Here is a 26,408-nt window from a genome sequence, read left to right as displayed (position 1 = left end):
CTCCCCCCCCCCCCCCCCCCCCCCCCCCCCCCCCCCCCCCCCCCCTCTTCTCCCCCCCCCCCCCCCCCCCCCCCCCCCCCCCCCCCCCCCCCCCCCCCGCTTCGTCGTGGCGAAGCAGCGTACGGGCGTACGGGCGCACGGGCCGACCGGCAAGCCGTACGGGAGGGCCGTAGGGGAAGTACGGGAAAGCCGTACGGGCCCGGCGGGGGGATCGCCGGGCCCGTACGGGCGCCACAGGAGGGGAAGGGGATGTGGCGGGTGGAGCGGTGGATCAGCGGGGCTGGACGTTGATGCGGTAGCCCTTGCCGGTGGAGGAGCCGCCGGTGACGAAGGTGCCGTCCAGCTGGTGGATCTGGTAGGCGAAGTCGAAGTTGGCGGTGGTGCGGCCGGTGACCGTGATGTTGGCCTTGAAGGTGATGGTGGAGTTGGCCTTGCCGTCGGTGCCGATGAGCAGCGCGGTGTCGGTGTCCGAGTAGGTGCCGCAGCCGGTCAGCTTCCACTCGCCGTGCGAGGCGGTCGTGGTGTTGTTGGGCGAGGAGAAGTTGACGGTGCCGGCCGTGGCGGAGGCGCTGCCGTGGTAGCTGCCGAGGAAGGTCTCCTTGGTGTTGTCGTCCACGACCCGCCAGCTGCCCGGCAGGGTCAGGCAGCCGCTGCCGCCCTCGACGGCGGCGTTCGCCGAGCCCGTCACGGCCGTCGCGGTGGCCAGCGCGGCGATACCCGCGAATACCGCGGCCTTGATGCGGGTGCTCTTGCGCATGTGAGTCTCTCCCCAATGGATTCGGAACGGGAATTTTCTTACCGGGGCCGGCGGTGAACGCGGCGGCTTCAATTCCCATGATGGCCTGCCGAATGCCGGTGCGGTATGGACCAGCTGTCGATCCGTCAGGTCGCATTTCCGGCCGTTCGTGCCCCGAAAGGGCCCCTGTGCCGCACCCGGAATGCGGGATGCGGCACAGGGACCGGATATGCGGGGAGGAAGGGGGTGATCAGTCGATCTGCATGATGATGCGGACGGCCGGGTCGACGTCCGGCTGCTTCGGCATGGTGTCGACCACGATGCCGAAGTGCTCCTCGTATGCGGCCCGCAGCGCCGCGTCGTCGGCCAGCAGGACCGTCTCCTTGCCGTCCGCGGTGGTGCGGGTCAGCTCGCGGCCGTTGACGGTGACGCGGCCGTCCTCCCTCTGCCGGCAGGCGATGAGGTTGTGCAGGAACACCGAGTCCGGCGCCGTGCGGTACCACCACAGCGTCGGGTAGAAGTCCGCGATGCGCACCGGCCGCTCGTCGAGGCGGTACTGGATGTGCCCGTCCAGCTCGACCTGGAGGCCGCCCTCCTCGGGCCGCAGCACGCGGAAGTCGCCGTGCGGGTCCTTCTGCACCTCGTCCGTGCCGATGGGCAGCGGGAACCGGCTGCCCTTGCCGAAGCCCACGTCGACCATCCAGTCCTGGCCGTCCACGTGGACCCGCAGGGCCAGGTGGCACAGCGGGGCGCCGAACTCGCCGCCGAGGAAGACCGCGCCCGGGAGGATCTCCACCGGGAAGCCGAGCGCCTCCAGCAGGTGTCCGAAGGCCGGGTTCAGCTCGTAGCAGCCGCCGCCGCGCCGCCGGGTGACGATCTTCTCGTAGAGGAAGTCGCGCTCCAGGCCCAGCTCGGCGCCCTCCACGTGGTAGTCGATGTTCTCGAACGGCACCGACAGCACGTGGCGCTCCTGGAGGTGCCGCAGCGCGTGGATGTCGGCCCGCTCCGGTCGGCGCGCGCCGATGCGCTCCAGGTACGCGTCCACCATCGCTTCGCTGAGCATGTCGTCTCTTCTCTCCTCGTTCGTCGCGCCCGCCGTCATCGGGAACGCCATCCGGTCGGCGGGATGTTGTGGTTCACCCGGAACAGGTTCTGCGGGTCGTAGGCGTCCTTGACGGCCACGAGCCGGGCATAGGTCTGCGCGTCGTACGCCGAGCGCAGGTGCTCGGGGGAGGACTCCAGGGCGCTGATGAAGCTGAGGAACGGGCCCCCGATGCGCCACGGCTCCATCGTCTCCATGAGCCGCTCCTGGAACTCGCGTACGTCCTGGATGTGTTCGGGCCACACGGGGGCGCCCGCGAACAGGGTGTACGCGGTGTCGCGGTGCGGCAGCGCGTTGGGGTGCTCGGGCTGCCGGCCGAGCGCGCCGCCCAGGTGGCGCAGCTCGACGCCGGGGCGGACCGCGTCCGCGCCCTCCTTGATCAGCGGGACCAGGGTGGCGATGGCGGCGTCGTCGAGCTCCCGGATGCGTGTGGAGCGCTCGTAGTACACGGCGGGGACGGTCGGGTCCATGTTGATCTCGGCGACCCGGGTGTAGGGCATGTCCCCGACGGTGTCGAGGACCGCCGGGGCGATCTCCCGCAGCGGGCGGACGAGTTCCTCGCCCTCCTCGTTCGAGCCGTTGAACGCGATCCGGATGTGCGCGAGGAAGCGGCCGCGGACCGGCTCCGGCAGCACGTCGATGTCCGGGAAGCGCATCACGGCGATCGAGGACTGCATCGCGTCCGGGAGGGTCCGCGTCCAGTCCCGCCACGTCGGCAGGATCTGCTCGATGTGTTCGCCGGGCAGGAAGAGGCCGCCGCCGTACAGCCGGGACACCGGGAAGAGGCCGATCTCGATGGAGGTGACCACGCCGAAGTTGCCCTTGCCGCCGCGCAGCGCCCAGAACAGGTCGGGATGGTCCTCGGGGGAGGCGTAGCGCAGTTCGCCGTCGGCGGTGACCAGGTCGATGTTCTTGACGTGGTCGGCGGAGAAGCCGTACGAGCGGCCCAGCGGGCCGAGGCCGCCGCCCAGGGTGTACGAGACGACGCCGACGCCCGGGGAGGCGCCGTTGAGGGGGGCCAGGCCGAAGGCCGCGGCCTCCTCGATGACCCGGCGCCACTGCGCGCCGGGCTCGATGCGGGCGGTGCGGGCGCGCGGGTCGATCCGTACGCCCGTCAGGTTGCGGGTGTTGATCAGGATCGCGCCGTCGGCGGGCAGCGAGATGCCGTGGCCGGTGGCCTGGACCGCGACGGCGAGGCCGGACCGGGCGGCGAAGCGCACGGTGGCGATGATGTCGGCGGTGCCGTCGGCGACGACCACGGCGGCGGGCCGGTTCTCCGGCAGGATCCGGTTGAAGCCGAGCGTCTCCTCCTTGTACGCGTCGGTGCCGGGCAGCAGGAGCGGCCCGCGCAGCTCGGCGTCGAGTGCGGACAGGTCGGTGGCGGACACGGAGGTTCCTTCCTGTAACGGGTGGCTCACTGCGCTGCCTTGGCGGGCGCGCGCAGGCTCGGGAGGGTCAGGGCGGTCAGCAGGGCCACGGCCCCGCCGATCCAGGCGACGGTGGTCAGCTGCACGTTGTCGACGATGAGGCCGCCGACGAGGGCGCCGAGCGCAATGGACAGGTTGAAGACCGACACCCACAGCGCGGAGGCCGCCTCCATGGCGTCGGGCGCGTACTTCAGCATCCAGGTCTGGAGGCTGACGGAGACGCCGCCGAAGGCCAGGCCCCACAGGACCAGCAGGGCGATGCCGCCGGCCTGGCTCTTGCCGAGCAGCGGGAACAGCAGCATCGCGGCGGCCAGCGCCACGATGATCACCGTCATGGTGCGGCCCAGGTTCTTCGCGACGGCCGCACCGGCGACGAAGTTGCCGACGATGCCGGCGACGCCGAAGCCCAGCAGCAGGGCGCTGATCAGGTCCTCGTCGATGCCGGAGACCTGCTGGAGCATGGGGCTGACGTAGGTGTACGCGGCCAGGTGGCCGGTGACGATCAGGGCGGTGGCGATGATGCCGGCGCGCACGCCGCGGTTGCCGAACTGGCCGATCAGCTCGCGCACGCTGACGGGCTTGGTGGCGGGCAGCTTCGGCAGCAGCACCAGCAGGGCGACGAGCACCGCGAAGGCGAGCACGCCGAGCGTGGCGAACGCGGTGCGCCAGCCGGCGAGGCCGCCGATCAGCGTGCCGATGGGGACGCCGAGGACGTTGGCGGCGGCGACACCGCCGAAGATGAGCGCGGTGGCCCGGGGCACCGCGGCGGGCTGGACCAGGCGGAAGGCGAGGCCGCCCGCGATGGCCCAGAAGCCGCCGATGGTGATGCCGACGAGCACGCGGGAGGCGAGGAGCACCCCGAAGTTCGGCGCGAGAACGGTGATCAGGTTGGCGGCGGCCATCACCGTCATCAGCCCGACCAGCAGGAAGCGGCGGTCCATTCGCCCGACGACCACCGGGATCAGCGGCGCGGACAGCGCGGCGACCAGGCCGGGCACGGTCACCATCAGGCCGGCGGTGCCCTCGGAGACGCTCAGGGCGGAGCCGACCGAGGTGAGCAGGCCGATGGGCAGCTGCTCGGCGGTGACCAGGGTGAAGATGCCGACCGCGACCGAGACGACGGCGAGCCAGCTCTTCAGCGAGGTGGCCTCCGCGGCGGCCTGGGGCGGCGCACCGGCGGCTGTGCTGTCGGTTTTGTCGGTGGTGTCGGCGGGTGTTTCGAGTGTTGCCATGGCAAGTACCTCATTCGTGTAACCGGGGGCGGGGGCCGCCCTGCGGGGAGGCGGCAGGGCGGCCGCGGGCAGATCAGGTGCGGGGGACCCAGCCGGACTCGTCCCAGAACCGCAGCTGCCGGGTCTTCGACGGGCCGGCGAGCTCGGTGATCCGCTCACCGCCGAGGACCAGCGTGCTCGGCGTGCCGGGGTCGAAGACCGGCCACTCGGGCAGACCGGGGGCGGCGGGCACGCCGTCGCGGGCGAAGGCGGCGACCAGGTCCATGAAGGTCTCGGACACGGTGCGCTCGACGGGCCCGTCGTGGAACAGGGGGGTCGTCTCCGGCACCGGGTAGGTGGCGGCGATCGCGGCGGTGTCGGCGTACGTGCCGAACAGGAACGGCGAGGTCGCCTCGTGCGGGGTGCCGTGGTGGGGCGCGCGCACGGGGTGGGCGAACTCCATGACGTACTGCGGGGTCTTCCCGTGCCGGGCGTGCCGCTCGGACAGCCGCACGATCTGGTAGCGGAACAGCGCGTCGCCCCAGATTTCCGTCCACAGCGACAGCGGGTCCTGCGCAAGCCCCTCGGCCTCGGCGGCCTCCCGGTACGCGGCGAGGCAGGCGTCCACCAGCTCGTCGGTCACCTTGGCCGAGCCCTTGTCCAGGACGCCGCGCACGGCCTCGCGCAGCTCGGCCGCGTCGGCGGGCGGCGGGGTCGGGGTCGGCTGCGGCGGGCAGGGGCCGGTGTAGAAGGAGCCCTCGGTGCGGGTGTGGACCGCCATGACCGGCACCTCGGGGGTGGGGAGCTCCCAGTCGAAGGCGCTCATCCAGCGGCCGTCGACGACGGGGCCGCGGAACTCGCGGCCGCTGCCGAGGGCGCGGTCGCCGGGCAGCCCGCCGAACAGGTCCTCCCAGGCGTGCATGAGGTCGGCGGCGGGAACCTCGCGCAGCCCCGGCACCGTCGTGCCGAACCGGCGCGCGAGGGACGCGTACGCCTCGCGGGCGTCGGCCGGGGTCAGCGAGGTGGACGGGTCCCACACATGGCAGGCGCTGATCGGGACGATCCGGCGGATGATGCCGCGCAGTTCGGGCAGGAGGGCCAGCTGCCAGGCGCTCGCCCCGCCGGCCGAGGTGCCGGCGACGGTGATGTTGCCGGGATCGCCGCCGAACGCGGCCGCGTTGGCGTGCACCCAGCGCAGCAGCGCCGCCTGGTCCTGGAGGCCCCAATTGGCGAAGCCGCCGGTCTCGGGGTCGGTGAACTCCTCGTGGAGTCCGAACCCGAGGGCGGCGAGGCGGTAGTTGAAGGTGATGACCACCAGGTCGCCGCGGTCGGCGAGGCGCGCGCCGTCGTACACGGGCAGGCTGCCGCCGCCGACCATCCAGCCGCCGCCGTGGATGTAGACCAGCACCGGCCGGGCGTCCCCGTCGCCGGTGCCCGGCGTCCAGACGTTGGCGTACAGGGAGTCCTCGGAGCTGCCGGGGATGATCGGCTGGAGCGACTCGGGTGCGAAGGCGGTCGCGTCGCGGACCCCGCTCCAGGGGACGGGAGGGCGCGGCGAGGCGAAGCGCAGCTCCCCGACCGGCGGCTGGGCGTACGGGACGCCCCGGAAGACGGAAAGCCGTCCGGCGCGCTCGCCGGCGACCAGGCCGGCGGTGGTGCGGGCCAGCACGTCCCCGGCCTCCGGTGAAGGGCTGTGGGCGGCGGAAGGTGCCATTGCCGTGAGTTCTCCATCGTCATCGGCGGGCGGGCAGTCACACCGACTCATCAAATGCCGCGTCGGATGACTCTGGACCATCCGATGCTGGTAAACGCGCGAGAGGGCGGCAACAAGTGACAGGGCACTCTGTCAGGTGCCGCATTGTCCGTCAGCTCGACGGGACGGCTCCGGGTGGCCGTGTATTTTCATTCGGCGTACGCTGCCCGGTTCGAATGGTCGAGGAGAATGCGATGCTGGACGACGCAGAAGTGACCGGATATCTCGATCGGATCGGCGCGAAGAGGCCGCGGAAAGCCGATGCGGCGGGCCTCGCCCACCTCCAGGAGCGGCACGTCCTGTCGGTTCCGTTCGAGAACATCGACTACCACCTCGGCCGGGAGATCCACCTCGGGGAGCAGGCCGTGGACAAGATCGTGCGGCAGCGCCGCGGCGGCGGCTGCTACGAGGTCAACTCCGCCTTCGGCGTGCTCCTGGCCGCCCTCGGCTACACCGTCGACGTCCTCCCGGGCCGGGTGTACCGGCCGGAGGGGCTGGGCCCGGCCATGTGCCACCTGGCGCTGCGCGTGACCCTGGACGGCGAGCCCTGGCTGGTGGACGCCGGTTTCGGCCGCAACAGCCGCCACCCCCTCCGCCTGCACAGCTCCGACCTGCAGAAAGACCCGCACGGCGAGTACCTCGTCGCGCCGGCGGAGGACGGCGGGTTCGACGTGTCCCTCGACGGCAGGCCGCTCTACCGGGTCGACGACCGGCCCTGCCGCCTCGCCGACTTCGGGCCGACCCTGTGGTGGTGGCGCAGCAGCCCGGACTCGCCGTTCCTCCAGGAGCTGTTCTGCTTCCTGCCGCTGGCCGACGGCGGCCGGGTCACGCTGAAGGACAAGCGCCTGGTCAGGATCGAGGGCGGCGAGCGCACGATCGAGGAGCTCGAGACCGGCGAAGCCCTCCTCGAGGCGTACCGCACCCACTTCCGGATGGAAATCGACCGGCTTCCCGAAGGCGGCGGCGTGAACCTGACGGCGGGGATCCTGCTGACCTGACACGGGCAGTTGACGGACTCGGCCGAATTGCGTGGACCGGCTCCCGCGGACCGGCGCACGATGCGAAGAGTACGGCGTTACTCCGTACCCGGAAGGAGCATTGTGTCCACCGTTGACCCCCTGCTGGAATTCCCACTCGACACCCAGCCGGATCCCGACGAATTCCTGCGCGCCGCCCTGCGGTGGCATTTCTCCCCGGAAACGGGTTCGCCGTTCTGGCTGGAACGCGCAGGAACTCTCGGGTTCGATCCGCTGACCGACATCGGCGGGTTCGACGACCTGAAGAGGTTCCCGAACCTCGCCAACGAGCTGCGCGACGTGCGGGCCGAGGACCTCATACCCCGCGGCTACGGCGAGCGGCCGGAGGTCGTCGGCGTCTACGAGAGCGGCGGCACCACCGGCGCCCCCAAGCGCATCGTCCTGCTCCGGGAGTGGCTGGACCGCCTGCTCGCCTGGAGCAGCGGCCAGCTGGACCGCCACGGCGTCCCGCAGGACGTGAACTGGCTCGTCGTCGCCCCGACCGGCCCGCACATGGTCGGTGACGTGATCAAGCGGCAGACCGCCTTCCGCGGCGGTCTCGCCTTCACCGTCGACCTCGACCCGCGCTGGGTGAAGAAGCTCATCGCCGACGGCAAGACCGCCGAGGCCGGCGCCTACGCCGAGCACATCGTCGACCAGGTGGCGTTCCTGCTCCAGACCCAGGACATCGGCGTCCTGATGTGCACCCCGCCGGTGCTGGAGCGCCTCGCACGCCGCCCCGACCTGGCCAAGCTCATCGACGAGAAGGTCAAGGCGATCAACTGGGTCGGCACCCAGATGGACGCCGACACCCGCTACCTGTACCGCACCGAGGTGTTCCCGAAGGCCCACCTGTACAGCGGCTACGGCTCGACGATGATCCTCGGCAACGCCAGCGAGCGCCCCGGCCTGACCGACGACGACCCGTGCATCTACGACCCGTTCGCCCCGCACATGGTCTTCGACGTCGTCGACCCCCAGACCCGCGGGACCGTCGCGTACGGCGAGCGCGGCCAGGTCGTCATGCACCACATCAGCAAGAGCCTGTTCATGCCGAACAACCTGGAGCGCGACTACGCGACCCGCGTGCCGGCCCCCGAGGGCGTCTGGCAGATCGGCGACTCGGTCGCGGACATCGCCCCGGTCCAGGAGTTCGACAACGAGACCGTCATCGAAGGGGTCTATTAATGAGCGCCGGCCTGATCACGCTGGACGCGCTCGGGCCCGCCGGACCCTTCCGCGCGCGCAAGCGCATGACCGTCACCGACGTGACGGGCGCGCCGGTCGCCGAACTCAGCCTGGTCCCCAAGCTGTTCGTGACCCGCGCCATGGACGCCCTGCGCAGGGCCCGCACGATGCCGGCCGCCGAGCGGACCGCGGCGCTGGCCCGGGCCGGGCGCATCTTCGCCGAGGAGACCGTCGACGGCCTGACGTTCGCCGAGTACGAGCGCACCGTCGCGCGCGTCTCCGGCGTGCCGATCGGCGTCGTGCAGGCGGCGACCGCGGCCATCATCGAGGCCACCGAGGTGGCGCCGGTCGCCGCCTACCAGGCCCGGCCGACGGGCGCCGTGGACGACTGGCGGGCCGAGGAGACCCGGCGCGGCAGCGCCGTGTGGACCCGCAAGGGCGACGTCTTCGCGGTGCACGCCGCGGGCAACCACCCCGGCCCGCACTCGCTGTGGGTCGAGGCCCTCGCCATGGGCTACCGGGTGGCCGTACGCCCCTCGCGGCGCGAGCCATTCACCCCGCACCGCCTGATCTCCGCGCTGCGGGCCGCCGGCTTCGGCGCCGACCAGGTCGTGCTGCTGCCCACGGACTACGAGGCGGCGGACGAGATCCTGCGCAGCGCCGACTACGGGCTGGTGTACGGCGGCGACGAGGTCGTCCGCAAGTACGCGGGCACCCGGGTGCTGCCGCAGGGCCCGGGCCGCTCGAAGATGCTGATCCCGGCCGGCGTCGACTGGCGCGACCACCTCGACGTCATCGTGGACTCCATCAGCCATCAGGGCGGCGTGGCCTGCATCAACGCCACCACCGTGCTGATCGACGGGGACCCGGCGCCGCTCGCGCGGGCCATCGCCGAGCGGCTGGCGGAGATTCCGAGCCTGCCGCCGGAGGACGAGAAGGCGGTCCTGGCGGTGCAGCCGGTGGAGGGCGCCCGCAAGCTGGAGAAGTTCCTGCTCGCCCGGGCCGCGGGGACCACCGCGCACCTCGGCGGCGACGGCATCGTGGAGGAGCTCGGCGACGGCAGCGCCGTCCTGCGCCCCTCGGTGCACCAGCTCGACCGGCCGGACGCCGACCAGGCCGGCATCGAACTGCCCTTCCCGTGCGTGTGGGTGGCCCCCTGGACGCCCGCGGACGGGATCGGCCCGCTGCGCAACTCGCTGGTGCTGACCGCGTTCACCGAGGACGAGGGGCTCATCGACGAGCTGCTGCAGGAGCCCACGATCAGCAACCTGTACCTGGGCGACCACCCGACGTACTGGATCCGCCCGGGCGTTCCGCACGACGGCTACCTCGGCGAGTTCCTGATGCGGACCAAGACCGTCATCCGCGACTGAGGCAGTCCGTGTGAAGCACCCGTGAGTCCGGGCCGGCCGTGCCCGTGCGGCCGCGGCGGCCCGGACTCGCGCACTGCGCCCGCCCCGCAAGACCCGTGTCCCGAGAAGGAGTTAGTTGTCATGACCATGAATGGAACGGAGGGTTCCAGACCTGTGAGACTGCCCAGACTGGACTCGCTGACCGGACTCCGCTTCCCCGCGGCCCTCCTGGTCTTCCTCTACCACGCCTCCCTCGGAGTGCCGTGGATCCGGCTCTTCGAGAGCGACACCGCGAACGACACCTTCGCGAAGTACGTCTCGCAGGCCGGCGCCCTCGGCGTGACGTTCTTCTTCGTGCTCAGCGGCTTCGTCCTGACCTGGTCGGCCCGCGAGAAGGACACCTTCCGCGCGTTCTGGCGCCGCCGCTTCGTGAAGATCTACCCGAACTACGTGATCACCTGGGCGCTCGCCCTCGTCACGTTCGCGGCGGTCATGACCGAGCCCTGGCAGGCCGTGCTCAACCTGTTCATGCTCCAGGTGTGGGTGCCCGACTTCGCGACCAACTTCAGCGTGGACCCGCCCAGCTGGTCCCTCGGCGCCGAGGCGATCTTCTACCTCGCCTTCCCGCTGCTCATCCTGTTCATCAGGAAGATCGACCCGGCGAAGCTGAAGTACTGGATCGCAGGCGTCATGGTCGCCGTCTTCCTCACCCCGACGCTGACCTACGCGGTGATCCCCGGCGGCGGCATGCAGATGCCCGGCGCCGACGGCACCTCCACCGTGCAGTACTGGTTCGCGTACGTCCTGCCGCCCGTGCGCCTGCTCGACTTCGCGCTCGGCATCCTGGTCGCCCGCGCCGTGATGACGGGCCGCTGGCGCAACATCGGCATGACCGCGTCGGCCGTACTCCTCGCCGTCAGCTACGCGCTCGCCCTGAACGTGGAGCACCTGTACGCGCAGCGCGCGGTCACGCTCATCCCGATCGTCCTGATGATCGCGGCCTTCGCCATGGGCGACGCCGAGAGCAAGCCGACGCCGTTCAACGGCCGGTTCATGGTCTGGCTCGGCGAGATTTCCTTCGCCTTCTACCTGGTCCACTACATCGTCCTGGCCTACTCCAGGAAGCTGCTGGGCGAGGAGCTCTTCTCCACGCCGGTCGGCATCGCCCTGATCGCCGCGCAGGCGCTCGTCAGCGTGCTGCTGTCCTGGGCCCTGTACGCCTGGGTGGAGGCGCCCATCACCCGCCGCTTCTCCACCTCCCGCAAGGCCAAGGCCGCCAAGGCCGCCGCCGCAGCGGCGGCGACCACCACCGCGGGCACGCCCGACCAGCCCCGAGACCGCCTCACGGTCTGACCGCCGGCCCGGCTGCCCGCCCGGCCCGCTGCCGACCCGCCCACACCCCACGGCCGCTCCGCCCCACCGGCGCCCGCACCGCCCCCACCGGTGCACCTCCGCCCCACCGGAACCCACGCCGCCCACCAGAGCGCCGCGCACCCCTCCCGGCCGGAATTCAGGCCCGGCCGCCCGCCACGACCTCAGGCCCGCGCCCTTCGGGTTCCCACCGAACCCGAAGGGCGCCGCCATGTCCCGGGCGAGGGCTTTGCCGTTCTCAGTCCAGTGGGATGGCCTGGTGTGCGGCGACGATGTCGTCGATGCGGCGGGCGAGGTCGAAGTCCGCGGCGGTCAGTCGGTGCCCGGCGTCGTGGGTCGTGATCGCCGCCCGCAGGTGGTCGATCCGGAGGTCGAGGTCCGCGTGGTGCTGGATCCGCCGGGACCTGTCGGCGATCGTGACGATCGCGGCCACCGCGGCGTGGTAGCGGATCTCGTAGGTGCGGGTGATCTCGTTGCCCTCCCGCTTCCACCCCGGCAGGCCCGACAGCTTCTGTGTGATCGCTTCGTCGGACAGCGGCTGCGGTACACCCATGTCAGCTCCCCTCGGTCACAGGTGCCAAGACCTCGGCGAGGCCCCGGCCTTCCGGCGCATCCTGCCATGGCGTCATGGTCCGCTTCAGGGAATGCAGTTCACGGACCAAGCGGGCGGAACGGGTCTCGACGGCGATGGCCGCTGCCTCCCGCGCAATCTCGACGGCTTGGTCCGGTTTTCGGGCTGAGGCCGCGGCCGCGGCGTGGCGGGCGAGGTAGACGCCGCGATCCCGCCGAGCGGTCGCTGGCACGTCGGCGACCAACTGCGCCCAGAGGCTGTCGGCCTCGTTGCCGAGGCCGAGACGGCCGTAGCAGGTGGCGCGCTGCACCTCCAGGTAGCCCGGCGTTCGTCGGCACGCGTTGCCCCAGGGCAGGTGGTCGTCGACCCTGCCGAGCAGTCTGCCGGCGCCATCGATGAGCTGGTCCACGGCATGCCGGTCGCCGGTGAGGCTGGCGCCGTGGGCCTGCTGCTGCATGGCCATGATCCGCACTTTGGGCACGAGCCGGTCGGAGTCCTCGAGGGCGGCCTCGCACAGGTCGATGACCCCGCGGCCATCACCGAGGTCGGTGCGGACTTGGGCCAGGTTGACGAGGCTGTAGCCGATCAGTTGCGGGTCTCGGGAGCGCGCCGCGATCTCCTGGGTTATACCCCGCCAGAAGGCGGCTGCCCCGAGATCGCCGGCGTCCTGATAGAGCCAGCCGACGAGTGCCGCATAGGCGGCTCCGACACTGAGCAGACCTCGGCGGGTTTCTCCGCTCGCAGACCTGACCAGCTTGTCGATGAGCTGGTACTGGGCGGACACGGTGCCGATCAGGTCGTGCGGGCCGAGAAGCATGTCGGCGCGGTAGTGCCCCTCCAACTGCTCCTGGAAATAGGTGATCAGCGCAGGGTCGACGTACTGAGGGGCGGTCGGACCGGGCAGCAGCGCGGCCGCGGTGACAGAGACGAACGTCCTGCGCTTCACATCTTCCTCTCGGTGTCTCTCGGGGCGCATCCACCCGCGGGGCACCGTGAATCCGAGGTCCTCCGGCCATCGCCCAAGCGCATCGTGCAGCACGATCGCGGTCTCTTCCGGCGGCCACCCAGGCCGTGCCCCCTCCCATCGGCGCCATGTTCGGGCACTGACGGTGAAATGCGCATCATCGAGAAGTCGTTGACCGTGCTGGGTGAGCTGCGCGGCGGCGGCTTCCATGGTGCGCCAGCCGACCCGGAGCCGGGCTGCCCTCAACGCATCGTTGCGGTGGCTCATGAGCCCAGTCTGAGGTGCTGTAGCGGCCGTATCCAGCGATGGCCGCAACGTGGCCATGCGTGGCCGCGGGATGGCCTATTCGGCCAGGAGGGGGCCTGCCCATCATCTACCCATTACATCCGGTGACAACGGTAGGGAGCGCACGGTATGGCCATCGACCAGGCGGAGCTGGATGCGGGGGCGCGGTTGATTGCGCGGGCCCTCGTGCCGTTCGAGCAGAAGCCGGCGGACGGGGAGATCGCCGGGATCGCGGTCGATCTGCAGGTGTACGGCGACCTGTGGTTTCCGGAGGTCGCCGCTCTCGACAGCGCGGAAGCGGTGCGGGTGCTGGACGACTGGAACGCCATCCTGCGCGAGGGGCCGGCCGACTCGTCGCTCGGTCGGTGGACCCGCACCCGGGCGATGGCCCGCGTGCTCCGGCGGCTCCACGCGCTGCTTTCCCGGGTCGTGGCCGCGTGAGCGGAGGGCGAGTCTGTGCGCGCTGTCAGCGCGCGATCCGCAGCGCCTTGTACGTGACGATCGTCTCGTTCTCGGCGTCCGGCGCCCGGCCCGATCAGTACGGCCACGCGTACGGCGATCCCGAATGCCCCTCTGGGCCCGTCGGTTACGACGCCGGGGCCAGGAGGCGGTGGGCCGCTGTGGGGGCGGGGTGGCCCACGTAGGGGAGGAGGTCGGCGTAGGCCTGGGCGTCGCCTACCAGGATGCCGCCCAGGAGGGTGCGGCAGTCGGCGTCCAGGACGAGCTTGGCGTACGTGCCCTGCGTCTCGTCCAGGCGGCTGAGTTCCAGGGAGCCCTCGGTGCTCGCCTGGGCGTCGCCGAAGCTTGCCACCTCCACTCCGAGCAGCTTCAGCTTCGTTGACATGTCCGCTTGTTCGAAGGGCTCCGCGCCGAGGCCGAGGAGTTGGCGGGCCACCGATTCGGCCATTCGGTAGCCGGGGGCGGCCAGGCCGTAGCAGCGGCCGGATACGGCCGCGCACTCGCCGATCGCCCAGATGCGACGGTCCTCCGTGCGGCACAGCGCGTCCACCAGGAAGCCGCCGCGCTCGCCGCGCTCCAGGCCGGCCGGGGTGGCCAGTTCGTCGCGGGGGCGCACGCCCGCCGAGAAGATCACCACGGACGCTTCCAGGGCGGTGCCGTCCGCCAGGGCCACCGCCGCGGCCCGGCCGTCCGGGCCGGCCTGCACCGACGCGGTCGCGACCCCGCAGTGGGCGTGCAGTCCGCGCTCCGCCACCCGCTGCCCGAGGACGCCGCCGCCGGCCGCGTCCACCTGCAGCGGCATCAGCCGTGGGGCGAGCTCCACCACGTGCGGCTCCATGCCGAGCAGCCGGAGCGCGTTCGCCGCCTCCAGGCCGAGCAGGCCGCCGCCGATGACCACGCCGGGGCGGCCCGGCACGGCCGCCTCGCGGATCGCGTCGAGGTCGGTGAGGGTGCGGTAGGCGAAGCAGCCGGGCAGGTCATGGCCCGGTACGGGAGGGATGAAGGGCTTGGAGCCGGTGGCCAGGACCAGGGCGTCGTAGCCGATGGTGTCGCCCGCGGTGGTGGTCACCGTACGGGCCGTGCGGTCGATCGAGGCGACGGCCGTGGAGAGCCGCAGCTCCACCCGCGGGTCCGACGCGAGGCCGGGCGCGGGCAGGCTGAGGTCGGCGGCGGTGCGGCCGTCCAGGTAGGAGGAGAGCGCCACCCGGTCGTACGCGGGGTGCGGCTCCTCGGCCAGGACCACCACCCGCCAGGATCCGGCCGGGTCCAGGGCGCGCAGCTCCTCCACGAGGCGGTGGCCGGCCATGCCGTGTCCGGCCAGGACGAGGGTGCGGGGGGTGCGCGGGGTGCGGGCGGCGTGCGTCGTCATGAGGGGGTGCTCCCGGTTCGGACCAGGCCGCACAGCGAGCGCACGGCGCTCGTGCAGCCGCCGCAGCCGGTGGTGGCGCGGGTCGCCGCGGCGACCTCCTCCACACCGTCGGCGCCGGCCCGGCAGGCCTCGGTGATGGCGTGCTTGGTGACGTTGTTGCAGCGGCAGACGACGGCGTCGTCGGGAAGCTCGTCCGCGCCGGGCTCGGCCGGCGGGATGCCGAGCAGGAACTCCAGCCGCCCGGCGGACGGCACGGGCAGGCCGCGCTCGTAGAGCCGGGTCACGGCGGCGATGGCCCGCGGCAGGCCGAGCAGGACCGCCCCGGTGATGCGCCGGTCGTGCAGGGTGAGGCGGGCGTAGCGGCCGCGCGCCGGATCGGCGAGCGTGATCACTTCGGGTCCGCTGCCCGCGGGCACCGCGCCGCCCGTGGCGGGGGCCGGGCCGGCTGCCGGACTCGCGGCGTCGACCACGGGGTCCGCACCGGCTGACGGGGCCGCGCCGTCGGCCCGGTCCGTGCCGGCCGCCGGGGCCGGGGCTCCGCCCAGCCGGACCAGGTCGATGCCGGGCACCCGCAGCCGGGTGACCTGGCGGGTGCCGCGGTGCTCCGGGCCGCTGTCGGCTCCGGTCAGCTGCCGGGCCAGCGACTCCGCCTGCTCCCAGGCGGGTTCGAGGTGTCCCGCGGTGTCCCCCGGGTGTTCCGCGCAGTCCCCGATGGCGTGGATGTGCGGGTCGTCGGTGCGCAGCCGCCCGTCGACGGTGATCCCGGAGCGGACCGCGAGGCCGGCCCGGCGGGCGAGTTCCGTCTCGGGCACGGCCCCGGTGCACAGCAGCAGGGTGTCCGCGGCCAGCACGCTGCCGTCGTCCAGGGTGAGCTTGCCGGAGCAGTACCCGGTGGCGCGGCGGCCGGTGTGGAGCTCCACGCCCAGTTCGGCCAGGCGCCGGCCGAGGAGTGCGCCGGCGGTGGCGTCGACGTGCCGGTGCAGGGGGTGCGGCCCGCGGTGGACGAGGGCCACTTCGTGGCCGGCCCGGCGCAGGGCGGCGGCCGCCTCGACGCCGAGCAGCCCGGCGCCCAGGACGACGGTGCGGCGCGCGTCGGGCGCGGCCCGCAGCACCTGTCCGGCGTCGGCGAGGGTGCGCAGGGCCACGACCCCTTCGGCTCCGCCGGGCCGGGGCAGCCCCGGGATGCGGGGGACGCGGGGGCGGGAGCCGGTGGCCAGGACCAGCGTGTCGTAGCGGTGCACCGAGCCGTCGTCGGCGTACGCGAGGCGCCGGCGGCGGTCGATGCGGGTCACGGTGGTCCCGGTGCGCACCCGGACGCCCTCGGGGAGTTCGGGCAGGGCGAGGGCGGCGGCGGGCAGCGTGCCATCCAGGACGGAGGTCAGCAGCACCCGGTGGTAGGGGGCCCGCGGTTCGGCGCCGAGCACCGTCACCCCGCCGCGGTGGCCGTGGTGGTGCAGCCGTTCCGCGAAGCGGTGGGCGGCGCTGCCGCCGCCGACGACCAGCACCTCGCCCGCGCTCACAGCCCGGCTCCGGCTTCGTCGCCGGCGTCACGGACGTCGTCGGCGGCCTCGGCGGCGGGCCCGACCCGGACCGCGCACACCTTGAACTCGGGCATCCGGCTGCGCGGGTCGAGGGCCGCCGAGGTGATCAGGTTGGCCCGCCCGGCCCCGGCGAAGTGGAACGGCAGGAACACCGTGTCCGTGCGCAGCGAGGGGACGAGCCGGACCCGGGCGGTGGTGCTGCCGCGGGCCGAGGCGACCTCGGCGGCGGCGCCCTCGTCCAGCCCGAGCCGGGCGGCGGTGTCGGGGTGGATCTCGACGAAGGCCTCGGGGGCGGCGGCCGCGAGTTCGGGGACCCGGCGGGTCTGGGCGCCCGACTGGTACTGGGCGAGGACCCGGCCGGTGGTGGCGTACAGCGGGTAGTCGGGGTCGGGGGTCTCTGCGGCGTCGCGGTGCTCGACCTCGGCGAACCGGGCGAGCCCGTCGGGGTGGGCGAAGGAGTCGAGGAACAGCCGCGGTGTCCCGGGGTGCGGGGCGGCGCCGTCGGGGGTCTCGGGGCAGGGCCAGTGCAGGGCCTCGCCGGCGTCGAGCCGCTCGTAGCTGATGCCGGAGTAGTCGGCGCGCCCGCCGCGCGAGGCCCGGCGCAGCTCGTCGAAGACCTCCCGCGGTACGGCGGGGAAGCGGGCGGGGTCCTGGCCGAGCCGGACGGCGAGGCCGCGGAGCACCTCCAGGTCGCTGCGGGCCTCGCCGGGCGGGGTGAGCAGCCGGCGGCGGCGCAGGACGCGGCCTTCGAGGCTGGTCATGGTGCCCTCCTCCTCCGCCCACTGGGTGACGGGGAGGACGACGTCGGCCATCTCGGCGGTCTCGGACGGCACGAAGTCGGCGACGACGAGCAGGTCGAGCGAGGCCAGCCGGTCGGCGATGCGGGCCGCGCGGGGCGCGGAGACCACCGGGTTGGAGCCGAAGACGAGCAGGGCGCGCGGCCCGCCGTCCGTGCCGAGGGCGTCGAGGAGCTCGTAGGCGCTGCGGCCGGGGCCGGGCAGGCTGTCCGGGTCCACGCCCCACACGGCGGCGACGTGGGCGCGGGCGGCGGGGTCGGTGAGCATCCGGTAGCCGGGCAGCTGGTCGGCCTTCTGGCCGTGTTCGCGGCCGCCCTGGCCGTTGCCCTGGCCGGTGAGGCAGCCGTAGCCGCTGCCCTCGCGGCCGGGCAGGCCGAGGGTGAGGGCGAGGTTGATGAACGCGGCGACGGTGTCGGTGCCCTTGCTGTGCTGTTCGGCGCCGCGGCCGGTCAGGACGTACGCCCGCTCGGCGCCGGCCAGCAGGGCGACGGCCTCGCGCATCTCGGCGACGGGGACGCCGGTGACGCGTTCCACCCGCTCGGGCCACCAGGCGGCGGCCCGCCGCCACGCGGCCTCGAAGCCGGTGGTGCGCTTGTCGAGGTACTCCCGGTCGGTGTGGCCCTCGGTGACGGCGAGGTGCAGCAGGCCGAGGGCGAGTGCGAGGTCGGTGCCGGGGGCGGGCTGGAGGTGCAGGGCGGCGGCCTCGGCGGTGGGGGTGCGGCGCGGGTCGATGACGATGAGCTGCGCCGCGTTCAGGTGGCGCATCAGCGGCGGCATCGTCTCGGCCGGGTTGGCGCCGGCGAGGAGGATGACGTCGGCGGAGGCGAGGTCGGTGACGGGGAAGGGCAGGCCGCGGTCGAGGCCGAAGGCGGCCGAGCCGGCGGCGGCCGCGGAGGACATGCAGAAGCGGCCGTTGTAGTCGATCTGGCTGGTGCCGAGGGCGACGCGGGCGAACTTGCCGAGCTGGTAGGCCTTTTCGTTGGTGAGGCCGCCGCCGCCGAACACGCCGACCGCGTCGGGGCCGTGCTCGTCGCGGATGGCCCGCAGCCGGCCGGCGATCAGGTCGAGGGCGGTGTCCCAGTCGGCGGGGGCGAGTGCGCCGTCCGCGCCGCGGACCAGGGGCCGGGTGATGCGGCCGGGGGTGTCGAGGAGGGCGGGGGCGGTCCAGCCCTTCTGGCAGAGGCCGCCCTGGTTGACGGGGAAGGAGGGATCGGGGCGGACGGTGGTGCGGCCGGTGGTGCGGCCGGTGGTGCGGTCGGCGTCGTGGGCGAGCCGGGTGCCGCACTGGAGGGCGCAGTAGGGGCAGTGGGTGGCGGTCTCAGACACGGGTGGCCTCCGCTCGGGCCGGCTCGGCGGCCGCGGGGGCCGCGGCGGCCCGGTCCGCGGCGGTGGCGGGGGTCCGGTCCGCGGCGGCGGTCCCGGCCGCGGGGCCGCGGCGCAGGTAGACCGCCCAGGTGATCAGGACGCAGACCACGTAGAAGCCGAGGAAGGCGAGGAAGGCCGGCTCGCCGGAGGGTTCGGGCCCGCCGTAGGCGCTGCGGAAGACCAGGTTGACGCCGACTCCGCCGAGGGCGCCGACCGCGCCGGCGATGCCGATGACCGCGCCGGAGAGCCGGCGGGCGCGGGCGAAGGCGGCCTCGGCGTCGTGGCCGGAGGTGACCTGGTCCTGGGCCTGCCGGGCGAAGACGGCCGGGATGAGCTTGTAGGTGGAGCCGTTGCCGATGCCGGTCAGGACGAACAGGGCGGTGAAGCCGGCGATGAACAGCCCGTACGAGCCCTGCGCGGAGGCCAGCAGCAGGACGCCGGTGCCGGCGGCCATCGCCAGGAAGGTCACCAGCGTGACCCGGGCTCCGCCCCACCGGTCGGAGAGCAGCCCGCCGACGGGCCGGAAGAGGGAGCCGAGCAGCGGGCCGAGGAAGGTGTAGGAGGCGGACTGGAGCGGGGTGGCGCCGAACTGGCTCTGGAGGACCAGCCCGAAGGCGAAGCCGTAGCCGATGAAGGAGCCGAAGGTGCCGATGTAGAGGAGGGATATCCACCAGGTGTGCGGGTTGCGGGCGGCCTCGCGCTGGGCGCCGGGGGCACTGCGGACGGCCGTGAAGTTGTCCATCTTCCAGGCGGCGAGGAGCGCGGCCAGCACGATCAGCGGGAGGTAGACGGCGATGACGTACGCGGGGTGGGTGCTGCCGGCGGTGGCGATGACGAGGAGGCCGATCAGCTGGATGGCGGCGACGCCGAGGTTGCCGCCGCCCGCGTTGATGCCGAGGGCCCAGCCCTGGTGGCGCTGCGGGAAGAGGGCGGTGATGTTGGTCATCGAGGAGGCGAAGTTGCCGCCGCCGACTCCGCCGGCCGCGCCGATCAGCAGGAACACCCACAGCGGGGTGCCGGGCTGCTGGATAAACCACAGGGCTGCCAGGGCGGGTACGAGCAGGATCCCGGAGGCGAAGACGGTCCAGTTGCGGCCGCCGAAGCGGGTCACCGCGTGGCTGTAGGGCAGCCGCAGGGCGGCGCCCACGAGGGTGGGGACGACGACGAGGAGGAACTTCTCGGCGGGGGTGAAGCCCAGGCCGATCGCGGGCGACATGAAGAGCACGAGGACGGACCACATGCTCCACACCGAGAAGCCGATGTGCTCGGAGAGGACCGAGAGGGCCAGGTTGCGGCGTGCGATCCGCTTTCCGGTCCGCTGCCAGAACTCTTCGTTCTCGGGGTCCCAGTCCTCGATCCAGCGTCCGGTTGCGGGACGTGCGGGCGCGGGCGACGTCATGGCTCCTCGGCTTTCTGTTCGGTGGCTGACACCTTGAACTATACAGTTCAGTTCAGTTCGAACTCAAGCCTCGGCGCCCAAGCGTCAGTTCGGCCGCTTCAGCGCCTTGTCCACCAGCGCACCCGCACCCCCGGTGTACGCCGCCGGGTCGCAGAGCGCGGCCAACTCCGCACCGCTCCACCGGCCTTCGAGCACCGGCTCCCCGGCGAGCAGCTCGTGCAGCGGCCGGCCGCTCTCCTCCGCCGCGGCCGAGACCCGGGTCAGCAGCTGCTTGGCCGCCGCCTTTCCCAGCTCCGGCGCCAGCACCGCCGCGATCCGCTCCGACACCACCTGGCTGCCCGTCAGCATCAGGTTGGCGCGCATCCGTTCGGGCCGTGCGGACAGCCCCTGCGCGAGCTCGACCGCGGTGTGGGCCGCGCCGCCGACCAGCCGCAGGGCCTCGCGCAGCAGCTGCCACTCGGCGTGCCAGGCGCCGGCGGAGCGCTCGTCCTCCGCGACCAGGCACTGCACCAGCCCCGTGGCCAGCACCGGCACCTGGAGGGCGGCGCTGCGCAGCAGCGTGCTCAGCACCGGATTGCGCTTGTGCGGCATGGCCGAGGAGCTGCCCCGGCCGGCCACGGCCGGCTCGGCGACCTCGCCGACCTCCGTACGGGACAGGTTCTGCACGTCGACGGCGATCTTCCCGAGGGCGCCCGCGGTGAAGGCGAGCGCGGCGGCGAGGTCCGCGACCGGGGTCCGCAGCACGTGCCAGGGAAGGGCGGGGCGGGCCAGCCCCGTCTCGGCGGCGTACGCCCCGACGAGCCGGTCCAGGTACGCGCCGGGGTCCTGCCGCCCCGCGCCGTCGATCCCCGCGCCGTCGACCTCGGCGCCGTCGATCCGGGCGTACTCCAGGTATCCGGCGAGGGTTCCGGCGGCCCCGCCCAGGGACACCGGCAGTCCGCCGTCGGCGATCCGGGCCAGGCGCTCGTCCGCGTCCAGGACCAACTGCCGCCAGCCGGCCGCCTTCAGCCCGAAGGTGGTGGGCACGGCCTGGAGGGCCAGGGTGCGGCCCGCCATCGCCGTGTCCCGGTGCTCGCCGGCCAGCCGGGCCAGGGCGGCGGCGGTACGGCCCAGGTCGGCGCGGATCAGGCGCAGGGTCCGGGCGGCCACCAGCATGGCGCCGGTGTCGAGGATGTCCTGGCTGGTGGAGCCGCGGTGCACGTACTCGGCGGCCTGCGCGTCCTCGGCGGCGACCACCCGGGTCAGCGCCTGCACCAGTCCGACCACCGGGTTCGCGGTCTCCCGGGCGGCCAGGGCGAGTTCCCGCAGGTCGAGGTTGCCGGCCCGGGCCGCGCGGGTGATGGTGTCCGCGGCCGCCTCCGGGAGGGTGCCGAGCCCGGCCTGGGCGCGGGCCAGGGCGGCCTCGGCGTCGAGCATGGCCTGGAGCCAGGCGAGGTCGGAGACGGCCTCCTCGGCGGGGGTGCCGGCCCGCACCGGCGACAGCAGCCCCGCGTCGGTGAGCGCGTCCTGCGCCCAGCCGGCGCTCGCCGCGGTGCTCATGGCTGCGGTGCTCATGGCCGTGGTGCTCATACCAGCACGCCGGTCAGGTCGGTCTCGGCGGGCAGGGCGACCCCGGCCGGGACGACGGAGGCGGGCGGCAGGGCCAGGACCGAGCGGGCGATGGAGTCGGAGTCGCCGAGGGTGACCGAGTCGACGCCCGGGCGGATGCCGGCCGCGGTGACCCAGTGCACGGACTCGGTGGGCACCCCGTACGCGAACCGGCGCGGGTGGGCGCGGCCGCGGGCGTCGAGGAGCCGGTACGGGCGCTCGGTGACCGCGAGGCCGCCGGACTCGTAGCCGGTGCCGTCGGGGCCGGAGATCCGGTACGTGGTGCACTGCTCGGTGTCGAGGAGGTGGCGCAGCAGCGGGTCGTCGGTGCGGCGCAGGTCGGGCTCGGGCAGCCGGGCCTCGATCAGCACGGTGGAGCGGACCGCGGGGCCGGGGACGCTGCGGGACCGGGCGATGAAGGTGGCGTCGTCGCCGGCGGCCGTGTCGACGCGGATCTCGGTCCCGGGACCGGTCAGGACGAGCACCCCGGCGTCGATCAGGGCGATCATCTCCTCGATGCGGGAGGCCGGCGGGCCGATGGAGAGGAAGGCGTTGAGCGGGGTGTACCAGCCCTCGAGGTCGTCGCGGTGCGAGTCGCCGGTCAGGCCGCCGTGGTCGACGGCGAGGCGGATCTCGTTGCGCAGGTCGCGCAGGACGTCCAGGGCCGCCTTGAGGGGGCCGCTGAGGTTGCCGGCCCGGGCCTCGCGGACGTCCTCGGCCAGGTAGTCGACGAGCCAGGCCCGGAAGTCCTCGCGGCTGGTGAACTCGCGGTCGCCGTAGGGGCGGGAGAGCTTCTCCCAGCTCCAGCGCTCGTCCGCGCCGATGCCGTACACGTCGAGGAGGGAGGACCGGTCCTCTTCCTCCTCCAGGGACAGGAAGCGGGTGGTGAAGCCCTCGCGCTCGTCCCCGCGGCCGCGGGCCCGGAGCAGGGCGCCGTAGTAGACGCTCTCCGCCTCGCGGGAGATCAGCGGCCACAGGTCGGTGGTGAAGTCGATGCCCTCGCCGTCCTCGGAGCGGCGGTGCAGCTCCTCGATCCGGGCGGGGGTGAGCAGGCGCGGCAGGTAGCGGCCGTAGGCGCCCTTCTCGTTCTCGCCGCGGGCGTGGTACGGGATGCCGCGGCGCGAGCTGGCGTACAGCACCGGCTCGTTGCCGGAGGCCCGGTAGACGAGGCGGCCGTCGTCCTCGCGGACGAACTGCCCGCCGCGGCCGGCGGTGAAGAGGGCCATGTGGTCGAAGAAGTTCAGGCCGAGGCCGCGCAGCAGGACGTTCTGGCCGGGCTTGACGGTGTTCAGGTCGAGGTCGGCGGGGTTGGCGGGGGTGATGTAGGTGAGGTGGTGGATGCGGGCGAGGCTCGCGGTCTTGGCCTCGCGGGGGGTCAGCCGGGCCGGTACGTGGCCCTGGGCCATGACGATGGCGTCGAGGTCGTTGAGCCGGGTGCCGTTCTCGAGGCGGACGCCCTGGAGGCCGCCGGGGGTGCCGTGGGTGTCGGCCATGGCCACGGCCCGGGAGCGGTGGACCTCGATGGTGACGTGGGCGGGGGCGAGGGCGGCGACCCGCTCGAAGGTGGCGCGCAGGTAGCTGCCGTAGAAGGCGCGGGTGGGGTAGGTGTTCGGTCCCAGGCGGCGGGCCTCGGCGACCGTGGCCCCGTCCCCCTCGCCGGACTCGGCGAGGCCTTGCGCCCACTCGTACAGGCTGGGGCCGGGCTCGATGGGGCCCTCGGTGCGGACGCTGTCGTCGGTGTAGATGGTGATCTGGGAGGCGACCGTGTTCATCAGCAGGTGCTGGGACTGGTCGGGCCGCCAGACCTGGCCGGCGCCGGGCGCCGAGGGGTCGACCACGTGGACGGTGACCGTGTCGTGCGAGGGGGTGCTGCGCTCGTTGGCGCACAGGCGCTCCAGGACGGAGAGGCCGCGGGGGCCGGCTCCGATGATGGCCACCTGGAGGTGGTCGCGGTGCGTGCTCATCACTGGTCTCCGTTCGGGGCGGTGCGCTCGGCGGTCGGGGCGGCCGGGGCGGCCAGGGCGTCCGGGGCGGTCGACGCGTTCGGCTCGGGGACGCGGAAGCCGTGCATCCAGGCCACGTAGTCGTGGAGCTCGTCGCGGGAGAAGGAGCGCAGGACGGCGTTGCGGTCGGTGGCGGCGGCGCCGGAGGTGTGCCAGAGCTTGATGCTCTCCCGGGCCAGGAGCTGGATCCGGCCGGTCCGCTCGGTCCGCTCCGCGTTGAACTTCTCGAAGCGCTGCGGGAACTCGTCGGCGTCGCAGTCGAGGAGGTCGCCGAGGGTCACGGCGTCCTCCAAGCCCTGGCAGGCGCCCTGGGCCACGTAGTGGAGCATCGGGTGGGCGGCGTCGCCGAGGAGGGCGACCCGGCCGTCGGTCCAGGTGCCGACCGGGTCGCGGTCGACGAGGACCCAGGACTTCCAGCCCTCGCCGAGGGCGAGCAGGCGCTGCGCGTCCTCGCCGAGCGCGGCGAACTCGCGGCGGATGTCGCCCTGGGTGGCGGGGACGCCGGCCACGGCCTCGGTGGCCTTGTTGTCGCTGCTGGCCGCGAGGTTGAGGTACTTGCCGCCGGCGATCGGGTAGTGCACGAAGTGGCAGCCGGGACCGGTCCACCAGGTGACGGAGGCCAGGTGGCGCCGGCGCAGCTCCTCGGGGACCTGCTCCATCGGGATGATCGCCCGGTAGACGGTGATCCCGGAGTTGCGGGGGGCGCCGTCGCCGACGAGCTGGGCGCGGATCGCGGAGTGGATGCCGTCGGCGCCGATCAGGGCGTCGCCGGTGATGCGCTCGCCGTCCTCGAGGACGACGGTGGCGCTGGTGGCGTCCTGCTCGTAGCCGACCGCGGTGGCGGCGCTGCGCAGCCGTATGGACTCGTCGGCCCGGCAGGCCTCCAGCAGCTTGGTGTGCAGCTCGGCCCGGTGGACGACCGCGTACGGGTTGCCGAACCGCTCCCGGTAGTGCTCGGTCAGGTCGAGGCTGACCACGTGTTCGCCGGTGACGCCGTCCATGAAGGTGAGCGCGTCCATCCGGACGGCGGTGGAGCGGACGGCCTCGCCGAGGCCGAGCCGGTCGAGGGCGTGCAGTCCGTTGGGGGCGAGCTGGATGCCCGCGCCGATCTCGGCGAACTCGGGGGCGCGTTCCAGGACGAGGACCTCGTGGCCCTGCCGGGCGACCGAGAGGGCCGTGGCCAGACCGCCGATTCCGCCGCCGACGATGATGAGCTTCGACATCAGACCTTCTCCTCGGTGAGCTGCGAGCCGGCGCCGGCGGCGATGAGCCGGGCGAGTTCGAGACGCTTGATCTTGGTGGTGGCCGTCTGCGGCAGGTCGGACTGCCGCCACTGGACGGGGTCGGCCATCGGGGGCAGGCCGGCGGTGGCGGCCTGCCAGGCGGCGGGGTCGAGCGGCTTGTCGTCCCGGGTGCAGACCACGGGGACGGCCCGGCCGTTCTCGTCGGGGATGATGATGACCTCGGCGAGCTCCTCCAGCCTGGTGAAGAGGGTGTCCTCGGCGGCGAGGGTGGAGCCGAAGCCCTCGATCAGGTCGACCTCGCGGTCGAGCAGGTGCACGCAGCCCCACTTGGTGCGGTAGCCGACGTCGCCCATGCGCCACCAGCCGTCGTTGACCTGCTTGTCGTAACGTTCCTGCTCGCCGAGGTAGGTGACGATCCGGCCGTCGCTCCTGACCTCGATGAAGCCGGGGTTGGACTCCGAGACCGGCAGTCCGTTGCGGCTGACGACGCGGACGTCGGTCATGCCGGGGAAGGGCATCCCCACGCAGCGGCCGTCGGCGTCGAGCCCGCGGCGCTTGGAGAAGGACCGGGCCACGGCCGGGCCGATCTCGCTCTGCCCGTACAGCTGGCCGAAGACCGGGGCGGTGCGCCGGGTGGCGGCCAGCATCCGCTGCACGGTGCGCGGGTGGATGGCGTCGAAGGTGCTGGAGAACAGCTTGACGTTGGCGAGCGGGCCCCGCGGGTCGTCGGCGAGCTCCTCCCACTCCATGAACGAGTTGGGGTGGGCCTCCAGGATGCCGGGGCGCAGCCGGGCGAACAGGTCGGCGGCCTTCTTGGGGTCGGAGTCGGCGAGGACGACGATCGGGTAGCCGCGGAAGAGGGAGATGGCCAGGGCGGTGATCAGGCGGGAGTGGACGAAGGAGACGTGCATCGCGATGGTCTCGCGGCCCGGGAGGAGCGGCTTGGTGATCGCGGCCTGCGGGCGGTAGCGCGCCTGGAGGGTGGCGCCGGTGTGGACGGCGAGCTTGGGGGTGCCGGTGGTGCCGGAGGTGTGGGTGATCAGGGTCGGGTGCTCGGGCGGCATCGTCACGGCGGGCACCCGGGGGGAGCCGGCCAGCGAGGCGAGCTCGGTGGCCTCCTTGTAGCTGCCGGAGGTGAGCAGGACCTGCTCGGCCTCCTCGAAGACCGAGGCGGGCAGCTCCGTCTCCAGCTTGTTCTGGTCGGTGAGCAGGTAGGGCTGCTCGGTGCGGCGCACCAGCTCGGCCACGGTCTCGCCGTCGAGCTTCGGCGACAGCAGCACCGGCACCGCACCGATGCGGACCGCGGCGCAGGCCAGCAGGGTGATGTCGAAACCGTCGGACTTGTAGATCACGACCCGGCGGCTGGGGCGGACCTGCGCGGCCCAGAGCCGGGAGGCGAGGTCGTCGATCAGGTCGGCCACCTCGGCCACGGTTGCCCGGCGCCCGAGCTCCGGGGCGACGTCGAGGTCGTGGTCGAGGATCACGACGTTCGTCGGGTGCTTCTTGGCGGCCCGCTCGAAGAGGGTTCCGAGTCGTATGCCCTTGTTGCCGATGCGCTGCAGAATCATCGCCTTTGCCCTTCTCAAGTCACGTACGGATGGCTTCGGTTGCCGGTTGCCGGTTGCCGGTGCTCGCTGGTCGTAGGGGTGGAGAGAGGAGGAGAGGAAG

At 73.2% G+C, this 26,408-nt stretch carries 20 protein-coding genes; 5 read left to right on the top strand and 15 right to left on the bottom strand.

What is annotated here, in order from left to right:
* Positions 1-271 precede the first annotated feature (271 nt).
* The 5 genes from AC068A_RS23785 to AC068A_RS23765 all read right to left on the bottom strand — a co-directional run bounded on the left by AC068A_RS23785 (position 272) and on the right by AC068A_RS23765 (position 6,190).
* The gene (locus tag AC068A_RS23785) at positions 272-757 is read right to left on the bottom strand and encodes a hypothetical protein (protein ID WP_478587942.1); all 486 of its coding nucleotides are present in this window, start codon (positions 755-757) and stop codon (positions 272-274) included.
* 229 nt (positions 758-986) lie between these two features.
* Positions 987-1,799, bottom strand: a complete 813-nt coding sequence (locus AC068A_RS23780) for an arylamine N-acetyltransferase family protein (protein WP_478587940.1) — start codon at positions 1,797-1,799, stop codon at positions 987-989.
* A 35-nt stretch (positions 1,800-1,834) separates the two neighbouring features.
* Complete coding sequence (locus AC068A_RS23775; RefSeq protein WP_478587938.1) at positions 1,835-3,226, bottom strand: FAD-binding oxidoreductase; 1,392 nt, start codon at positions 3,224-3,226, stop codon at positions 1,835-1,837.
* A 26-nt stretch (positions 3,227-3,252) separates the two neighbouring features.
* The gene (locus tag AC068A_RS23770) at positions 3,253-4,497 is read right to left on the bottom strand and encodes an MFS transporter (RefSeq protein ID WP_478587936.1); all 1,245 of its coding nucleotides are present in this window, start codon (positions 4,495-4,497) and stop codon (positions 3,253-3,255) included.
* Between the two features lie 73 nt (positions 4,498-4,570).
* Positions 4,571-6,190 carry a carboxylesterase family protein gene (locus tag AC068A_RS23765; RefSeq protein ID WP_478587934.1) on the bottom strand — a complete coding sequence of 540 codons (1,620 nt, stop codon included), beginning with the start codon at positions 6,188-6,190 and terminating at the stop codon, positions 4,571-4,573.
* A 233-nt stretch (positions 6,191-6,423) separates the two neighbouring features.
* Here AC068A_RS23765 and AC068A_RS23760 point away from each other — a divergent pair, with 233 nt between their 5' ends.
* The 4 genes from AC068A_RS23760 to AC068A_RS23745 all read left to right on the top strand — a co-directional run bounded on the left by AC068A_RS23760 (position 6,424) and on the right by AC068A_RS23745 (position 11,138).
* Complete coding sequence (locus tag AC068A_RS23760; protein ID WP_478587932.1) at positions 6,424-7,227, top strand: arylamine N-acetyltransferase family protein; 804 nt, start codon at positions 6,424-6,426, stop codon at positions 7,225-7,227.
* Positions 7,228-7,329: 102 nt separating this feature from the next.
* Positions 7,330-8,433, top strand: coding sequence for a phenylacetate--CoA ligase family protein (locus AC068A_RS23755; protein WP_478587931.1), 1,104 nt, complete (start codon positions 7,330-7,332; stop codon positions 8,431-8,433).
* On the top strand, positions 8,433-9,806 hold the full coding sequence (locus tag AC068A_RS23750; protein ID WP_478587929.1) for an aldehyde dehydrogenase family protein: 1,374 nt from the start codon (positions 8,433-8,435) through the stop codon (positions 9,804-9,806). Before AC068A_RS23755 ends, AC068A_RS23750 begins: the two co-directional genes overlap by 1 nt.
* Positions 9,807-9,959: 153 nt before the next feature.
* Positions 9,960-11,138 carry an acyltransferase family protein gene (locus AC068A_RS23745; RefSeq protein WP_478587927.1) on the top strand — a complete coding sequence of 393 codons (1,179 nt, stop codon included), beginning with the start codon at positions 9,960-9,962 and terminating at the stop codon, positions 11,136-11,138.
* 256 nt (positions 11,139-11,394) lie between these two features.
* Here the strand turns inward: AC068A_RS23745 and AC068A_RS23740 are convergent, their stop codons facing one another.
* Both AC068A_RS23740 and AC068A_RS23735 read right to left on the bottom strand, forming a co-directional pair.
* Positions 11,395-11,709 (bottom strand): 4a-hydroxytetrahydrobiopterin dehydratase, encoded by a 315-nt coding sequence (locus AC068A_RS23740; protein ID WP_478587925.1) that lies wholly within the window; start codon positions 11,707-11,709, stop codon positions 11,395-11,397.
* Position 11,710: 1 nt separating this feature from the next.
* Complete coding sequence (locus tag AC068A_RS23735) at positions 11,711-12,958, bottom strand: Twin-arginine translocation pathway signal (RefSeq protein ID WP_478587923.1); 1,248 nt, start codon at positions 12,956-12,958, stop codon at positions 11,711-11,713.
* A gap of 147 nt (positions 12,959-13,105) precedes the next feature.
* Between AC068A_RS23735 and AC068A_RS23730 the strand changes: the two genes are divergently transcribed.
* Positions 13,106-13,417, top strand: a complete 312-nt coding sequence (locus AC068A_RS23730; protein ID WP_478587921.1) for a DUF6415 family natural product biosynthesis protein — start codon at positions 13,106-13,108, stop codon at positions 13,415-13,417.
* 145 nt (positions 13,418-13,562) lie between these two features.
* Here the strand turns inward: AC068A_RS23730 and AC068A_RS23725 are convergent, their stop codons facing one another.
* The 8 genes from AC068A_RS23725 to AC068A_RS23690 all read right to left on the bottom strand — a co-directional run bounded on the left by AC068A_RS23725 (position 13,563) and on the right by AC068A_RS23690 (position 26,308).
* Positions 13,563-14,804: an FAD-dependent oxidoreductase gene (locus AC068A_RS23725; protein WP_478587919.1), complete on the bottom strand. Its 1,242-nt coding sequence runs from the start codon at positions 14,802-14,804 to the stop codon at positions 13,563-13,565.
* On the bottom strand, positions 14,801-16,324 hold the full coding sequence (locus tag AC068A_RS23720; RefSeq protein ID WP_478587918.1) for an FAD-dependent oxidoreductase: 1,524 nt from the start codon (positions 16,322-16,324) through the stop codon (positions 14,801-14,803). Before AC068A_RS23720 ends, AC068A_RS23725 begins: the two co-directional genes overlap by 4 nt.
* Positions 16,321-18,468, bottom strand: coding sequence for a molybdopterin oxidoreductase family protein (locus AC068A_RS23715; protein WP_478587916.1), 2,148 nt, complete (start codon positions 18,466-18,468; stop codon positions 16,321-16,323). The genes AC068A_RS23720 and AC068A_RS23715 overlap by 4 nt, the downstream gene beginning before the upstream one ends.
* A complete protein-coding gene (locus tag AC068A_RS23710) occupies positions 18,461-19,906 on the bottom strand; it encodes an MFS transporter (RefSeq protein WP_478587914.1) in 1,446 nt (481 codons plus the stop codon). The genes AC068A_RS23715 and AC068A_RS23710 overlap by 8 nt, the downstream gene beginning before the upstream one ends.
* A gap of 84 nt (positions 19,907-19,990) precedes the next feature.
* On the bottom strand, positions 19,991-21,460 hold the full coding sequence (locus tag AC068A_RS23705; protein WP_478587912.1) for a nitrosuccinate lyase: 1,470 nt from the start codon (positions 21,458-21,460) through the stop codon (positions 19,991-19,993).
* An 11-nt stretch (positions 21,461-21,471) separates the two neighbouring features.
* Positions 21,472-23,457, bottom strand: coding sequence for an FAD/NAD(P)-binding protein (locus tag AC068A_RS23700; protein ID WP_478587911.1), 1,986 nt, complete (start codon positions 23,455-23,457; stop codon positions 21,472-21,474).
* Complete coding sequence (locus AC068A_RS23695) at positions 23,457-24,719, bottom strand: FAD-dependent oxidoreductase (RefSeq protein ID WP_478587909.1); 1,263 nt, start codon at positions 24,717-24,719, stop codon at positions 23,457-23,459. Before AC068A_RS23695 ends, AC068A_RS23700 begins: the two co-directional genes overlap by 1 nt.
* Positions 24,719-26,308: a class I adenylate-forming enzyme family protein gene (locus tag AC068A_RS23690; protein ID WP_478587907.1), complete on the bottom strand. Its 1,590-nt coding sequence runs from the start codon at positions 26,306-26,308 to the stop codon at positions 24,719-24,721. Before AC068A_RS23690 ends, AC068A_RS23695 begins: the two co-directional genes overlap by 1 nt.
* Between the last annotated feature and the right edge of the window lie 100 nt (positions 26,309-26,408).

Source organism: Streptomyces sp. NPDC043854 (assembly GCF_056436005.1).
The sequence above is the reverse complement of the archived record's forward strand: the minus strand, read 5'-3'. Positions and strand labels throughout refer to the sequence as shown.